The sequence below is a fragment of the Okeania sp. SIO2F4 genome (assembly GCF_010672385.1).
Taxonomy (GTDB): Bacteria; Cyanobacteriota; Cyanobacteriia; order Cyanobacteriales; family Microcoleaceae; genus Trichodesmium.
The window spans coordinates 1-5834 of sequence record NZ_JAAHGT010000625.1 but is presented as its reverse complement, the minus strand read 5'-3'; the positions used below and the strand labels follow the sequence as shown (position 1 = coordinate 5834).

At 34.2% G+C, this 5834-nt stretch carries 5 protein-coding genes; 3 read left to right on the top strand and 2 right to left on the bottom strand.

Annotation, left to right across the window (positions count from 1 at the left end):
• Nucleotides 1–418 precede the first annotated feature (418 nt).
• Entirely contained in the window at nucleotides 419–1609 is a 1191-nt protein-coding gene (locus tag F6K22_RS29035) for a peptidase U32 family protein (RefSeq protein WP_293106093.1), read from the top strand.
• A 284-nt stretch (nucleotides 1610–1893) separates the two neighbouring features.
• Here the strand turns inward: F6K22_RS29035 and F6K22_RS29030 are convergent, their stop codons facing one another.
• Nucleotides 1894–2367: a hypothetical protein gene (locus tag F6K22_RS29030; RefSeq protein WP_293106091.1), complete on the bottom strand. Its 474-nt coding sequence runs from the start codon at nucleotides 2365–2367 to the stop codon at nucleotides 1894–1896.
• Nucleotides 2368–2568: 201 nt separating this feature from the next.
• The gene (locus tag F6K22_RS29025; protein ID WP_293106088.1) at nucleotides 2569–3084 is read right to left on the bottom strand and encodes a DUF6232 family protein; all 516 of its coding nucleotides are present in this window, start codon (nucleotides 3082–3084) and stop codon (nucleotides 2569–2571) included.
• Between the two features lie 427 nt (nucleotides 3085–3511).
• Between F6K22_RS29025 and F6K22_RS29020 the strand changes: the two genes are divergently transcribed.
• Both F6K22_RS29020 and F6K22_RS29015 read left to right on the top strand, forming a co-directional pair.
• Nucleotides 3512–5272: a mevalonate kinase family protein gene (locus F6K22_RS29020; protein ID WP_293106086.1), complete on the top strand. Its 1761-nt coding sequence runs from the start codon at nucleotides 3512–3514 to the stop codon at nucleotides 5270–5272.
• Between the two features lie 202 nt (nucleotides 5273–5474).
• Nucleotides 5475–5669, top strand: coding sequence for a hypothetical protein (locus tag F6K22_RS29015; protein ID WP_293106083.1), 195 nt, complete (start codon nucleotides 5475–5477; stop codon nucleotides 5667–5669).
• Nucleotides 5670–5834: the final 165 nt, after the last annotated feature.

Here is a 5834-nt window from a genome sequence, read left to right as displayed (position 1 = left end):
GCTATATATAGTGTCTTTGCGTAAGTCCTGTATCCATTATTCATTTATACAGCAGATTCCGGACTAATGTGGTACAAATGATGGAGTAAATATTTTTTGCTTGTTTCCTATACTACTCATCATATTCCCTATTCCCTACTCCCTACTCCCTACTCCTTGCTCCCTACTCCCTACTGCCTAAAACCGTCAAGATATGTACCTGATAACTTCGGAAACTGCTGTAAGATTGATTATAACGCCTCATATAATGTCCGTTTGCTTCTGAGTAAGATAATTTCTGGGCAAACGGCCGTTTGCCCCTACAATCTTGACTATTATGTTTCAATATTGAATTACAATAATCCTGGAGGATTTAATATAAAACCATCATTGAGCGATCGAGTTAAAATATTTAAGTTAATCATCAATTATAAATAATATGTGGAAACCAGAATTATTAGCTCCTGCTAAAAATCTTGAACGTCTAAAAGTTGCTGTTACCTACGGTACTGATGCTGTTTATGTGGGAGGGCAAAAATACGGTCTGCGGGCGCGAGCAGATAATTTTTCTGACTATGACTTGGAATATGGGGTAAATTTTGCTCACGAAAATCATGCTAAAGTCTATATCACCCTAAACGCTTTTCTCCATGATGATGATTTTGAGGGATTGGGAGAATATTGTCAGTTTCTGGAATATATTGGCGTTGATGGGGTTATTGTTTCTGACTTGGGGGTTTTGCGAGTGGTGAAAAATAGTTCTAATCTTGATATTCATCTCTCGACTCAAGCATCTTGTCTCAATTCTTATGCTGGTGAAATGTGGAAACAGTTTGGCGTGAAGCGTCTGATAGTGGGGCGAGAAGTTAGTGTTGCAGAGGGTGGGGGAATTAAATCGCAAACTGGCATTGATGTGGAAATGTTTGTGCATGGTGCTATGTGTATGGCTTTTTCTGGTAATTGTACAATCTCCAATTTTACTGCTGGTAGAGATTCTAATCGTGGTGGTTGTATTCAGTCTTGTCGTTTTCCCTATCAGTTGGCAGAAAAAACAGACGATCGCCCGGTTACTTTTATGTCTTCTAAAGATTTATGGGGTATTCATCAAATAGGAGCGTTTTTTGAGCATCAAATTTGTTCTTTGAAAATAGAGGGGCGGATGAAATCATCGTTTTATGTGGCGGTGACTTGTAGAGCTTATCGACAGGCGATCGATGCTTATGCAGCAGGGAGCTTAACTCCAGAAATGTTGAATCAAATTGTCGCAGAATTAGAGTCTATTCCTCACCGCGACTATGATTCTGCTTCTTTGGAAACTCCTGCGGGTAGTGATTCTGTGTATAAGCAGTTGGAAAGTAGTAGGGGTACTCACGAATATCTGGGAATTGTGATGGAGACAACATCAGAAAATATTGTTTTACAACTGGTTGAGTCTGTAGCAGTAGGAGATGAAATTGAGATTATTCCCGTGCATGGGGAAATAGTGAGGTGGAAAGTGAGTCAGCTTGTTTCTGTGATGGGCGATCGCCTGGAGAAAATGCGAGCGGGGAATGTGGTTTTTATTCCTAAAAATGTAGCGCCTGACATTTTAAATAATGTAGAGAAATTGAATGTAGTTAGGGTTGCATGAGTTTTATAAGAAACCGGGTTTGTGGGGGGAAAATATTAGTAGACTCGCATTTAATACAAACCCGGTTTCTGTATTTTTTATCTAACATTAAAAAGCTGATAGCTGACCGCTAATAGCTGAATGCTTACATCAAAATAAACAACTATGTTTAGAACCCAATAATGATATGGTAATATCAAGAAAAAGATAACTTGAAATGGTTATGATTTACTGTTGTAAGTACAACCACTTCAATGCAGTTATAGGAATCCATAAAATATCTGTAGAGCTTACTTACACTAGCTCTATTTAGCCTGACTCCAACCCTTAATAGTCTCTAAAGTAATGTTAACATACGGATTGTCTAAAAACTCCTTAATAGAAGCTTCACCAGCAGCTTGTAAAGCAGAAACCAGTCTACGTTTAAAGCTGGGAGAAGTTTCATCGCTAAGATAAGCAATTTTTTCATCTTGGGTAGCAGTTGGGTAATTAACTTCTAGCTGCTTCAGAAGTTGTTGAATTTCCTGGAGAGCTTTTGCTAGAGTTTTTTCCTGGCTAGTTATCTTCACATATTGCTTTGCTTCTTGAGTTGCGTTATCCGAAAGCGTGTTTGCCAAGTTGCCGACTGTTGCTTCTCGCAAATCATTATTGAAATTGTTATTGCTTGATTGACGATCAGAAGTGGCTTGAGTATTTGCCTTTATATTTCCTGCAACATCTCCTTGTACTATGTTGCCATTAAAGTCACTATTGTTTAACTTTAGATTTTTACTTGTCATGTTTTTTAGTATTTACCTCAATTAGTTATAAATTTTGTACTGCAATTTTTCATGCTATTACACTTCTTAAAGATTAGTTTGCGGAAGAAGTTTATTACAGCAGTTTCGGAATTAATGAGGTAGAAAGTTTTATCACTTTAGTAAATAGTGAAAAGATATTAGTTTTCTACCTCTTTCTCACCATACTCAAAAGTTCTGTAATTAATTTTTCAGGGAACTTGCAGTTTTAGTGTGAACGCTTCCTCCCACATCTCCTTGAACGAAATTCCCACTGACAGAACTATTGTTAATATCTATGCGGTAAGTTGCATCTTTTTCACTTTCAATGAATTCATATATTTCTGAAATTATACTTCGCATCCCTATTTGGTCAGTGGAAGAAAACAATATTCGATCGCCAGAATTAATGGTTAACAGTAGACCGTATTGTTGTGCCCTAAAAATATTTCCAAATGCGCCTAAAATAGCAAGTATTGTGAATATCCCTCCCACGTTATTGTTAATTTTAGTAGAAAGGATAATTAAGCCTACAATCATGAAGATTATAAGTAATATCCAAGGAATACCTGGTGTTTTAATTTTTCCCTCGCTGAAACCTGCAATATTGTGAGTTTGATAGACACTTTTTCCAAAACGAACTGTTCTTTTTGTGACTAAAATTATGCTTTTACCTTTTTCTACGGAGGTATTTTTGTCATTACCCAAAAAATTTGTCATACATTTTTCCTCAGTCATAAAGTATAAGAATCGAACTATTTTGAGAGGATATCTTGAGGATTTATCCTAGGTATTAATAATTCATGGCTTTAGTCCAGAGATAGCTGTTTTGCAGTCTTAGTAGCTTCTGAGTTATATTGGTTACAGGACATTTTTTGTTCCTTTGATTTTATAGTCTGAACCAGTAATGGCTTCAGATTGACAGAAATAGCGTTAGCTGGCTATGGGAATAGATTGGTTTAACGCTCTTTTTATCAAGATAACTTACTCAAGCCAAGAGATGCTAGGGAGATAAATCTTGACTTTAATAAGAGATAAATCTTATTGCCTGATTATTCTATATTTAAGGTGATAATTAGAACTCAATAGCTAATTGTTTAAGATTTTTTATAGGTTTAAATCTATTAACGAATTCACTAATTAATCTATGAATCGTCAATTTCTAGAGGAACAAGCCCAAAAACATAACCTTACTGATGAACAAAAAAACGTTTTTATGGAAACTGTAATCTGTTATAGTCCGCAAGAAAATGTAGAACAATCTCATCAGCGAGTTGCCAAGAAACTTTCAAAATCTTCAAAGAGAATTCGCGACATTTTAACCGGAATTTACTCAGCTTTTGAACTCGATAATATTAAACGTGGAAAATTAGACAAATTAATAAATTTGTTAGGTGAAGAGTACAAAAAAAATTACAGGGAAGAACCTGGTTATAGCTCAAGAAGCTTTGAGGAAATTCTACAAAAATGGAAAGGAGGTAAAAAGATAATTTACAGCGCACCAGCAGCTACATTTTTTGCAGGTGAACACGCCGTAGTTTTTGGTCATCCAGCTATTTATTATCCACTACCAATGAGGCTTTTTGTTCACATAGAACCCGATAAATATAGAAGTGAAATATATTGGAATGAATATAAAGCCCCAGACCCAAATAATATTAATAATATTGATTCAGTAGTTAATATAAAAGATTATGGTCATTGCGGTGTTCCTGACCAAACAGAAGCACTTAATAAATTATTTAAATCAATTATACGTCCTTTTTTACAGGAAAAAACAGGGTTTAAAATAAGTGTACTTAGTAGTTTTCCAATAGCTGTTGGCTTAAATTCTAGTGGAGCATTTTCGGTTTGTCTTGCTAAAGGGTTAGTTGATAACTTTTTAGACATTGCAAAATTCAAGAATTATTTTGATATTAAGGAAGCAAACACAGACAGGATAGTTTTAATATTAGCGTGGGCTATAGGAAATTGTTTTCATAACTTTAGTTCAAGTGGTGTGGGAATTCATGGTTCCTTTTATGGAAGACAAGGAAAACATCCGATATTTTATTGTTGTTCTAAGCGTTCAAATTTAGTTCACCGAATAGCATCAGGATACAAACCAGTAAACTTAGGAGAGGGAGAAAAAGGAATAAAAAACATATTGTCAATGAAAACTTTGACTTTCGATCCAGCAATACCTATTACTTACTCAACAGAAAATATCAACAACCCTAATATTCCAATTAATTTATCACCGTATCCTAGCCCACCAAACTATAATATAACTGTTTTATATTCAGGTATTCATAGTAAAACAGAATCAGTTTTAGCTGATTTTAATGGTATTCGTCGTTTTGTTCCAGGTTCTATAGAAAGAGTCAATTATGTCTATGAACAATTTAAGGCAGCATTTCCAGATTATGGTATTCAGAAATCTATAGATATTCATTCTGAAATACTAAAGAATATTTATTTAAACCCTTATCTAGAAGATAAGGATAAACAACTTAAGTGTGCTTATAAAGAACTAATGACGGAAGCATTAGGAAATCTTAGTATAGGAATGTTGAATTCATTATTATCAGACTGGAAGTTAATTCCAGAATTAATGAATACTTGTCAATGTTTGCTTTTCAACGGAGGAATTTCTGCTTCAGAAATAGATGCTTTTGTTATTCAGTTACAAGCTCAAGCTATGCAACATCAACTTAACAATAAAGAAACTGTGATGAAAATAGGAGCAAAGTTAACGGGAGCTGGTAAAGGAGGAGATATTATAGTCTTAAGTTTATATGAACCTGATGTACATAAAGACTTGATTGAAAGAGTAACTAAGCACAATTATACTACTCATTTTTCCTGTTTCGTATCTCCCGATATGAAGAATATTCGAGTAGAAGGAGTTAAAGCTGAATCGCCATAAAACAATAATTTAATAAGTTACACAAGATAATATAGATATAGTTGAATTAACTAAAGCATTTACTGTATCTTGACTAAGAATTGGTTGAGAGTATATAAAGTTCAAAATCATTTTGTTTTCAAAGGTTGAAACAGCAACAGAAAAAACACTTCCTAGAACATTTAGAGATAAAGCATAACTAATTAATAATAAAGAAACTGTGATGAAAATAGGAGCAAAGTTAACGGGAGCTGGTAAAGGAGGAGATATTATAGTCTTAAGTTTATATGAACCTGATGTACATAAAGACTTGATTGAAAGAGTAACTAACCACAATTATACTACTCATTTTTCCTGTTTCGTATCTGCCGATATGAAGAATATTCGAGTAGAAGGAGTTAAAGCTGAATCGCCATAAAACAATAATTTAATAAATTACACGAGATAATATAGATGTAGTTGAATTAACTAAAGCATTTACTGTATCTTGACTAAGAATTGGTTGAGAGTATATAAAGTTCAAAATCATTTTGTTTTCAAAGGTTGAAACAGCAACAGAAAAAACACTTCCTAGAACATTTAG

What these genes read in the sequence shown, in the direction of transcription:
- F6K22_RS29035 (WP_293106093.1), top strand. Translation starts at nt 419, where the DNA reads ATGTGGAAACCAGAATTATTAGCTCCTGCTAAAAATCTTGAACGTCTA.
- F6K22_RS29030 (WP_293106091.1), bottom strand. Translation starts at nt 2,367, where the DNA reads ATGACAAGTAAAAATCTAAAGTTAAACAATAGTGACTTTAATGGCAAC.
- F6K22_RS29025 (WP_293106088.1), bottom strand. Translation starts at nt 3,084, where the DNA reads ATGACAAATTTTTTGGGTAATGACAAAAATACCTCCGTAGAAAAAGGT.
- F6K22_RS29020 (WP_293106086.1), top strand. Translation starts at nt 3,512, where the DNA reads ATGAATCGTCAATTTCTAGAGGAACAAGCCCAAAAACATAACCTTACT.
- F6K22_RS29015 (WP_293106083.1), top strand. Translation starts at nt 5,475, where the DNA reads ATGAAAATAGGAGCAAAGTTAACGGGAGCTGGTAAAGGAGGAGATATT.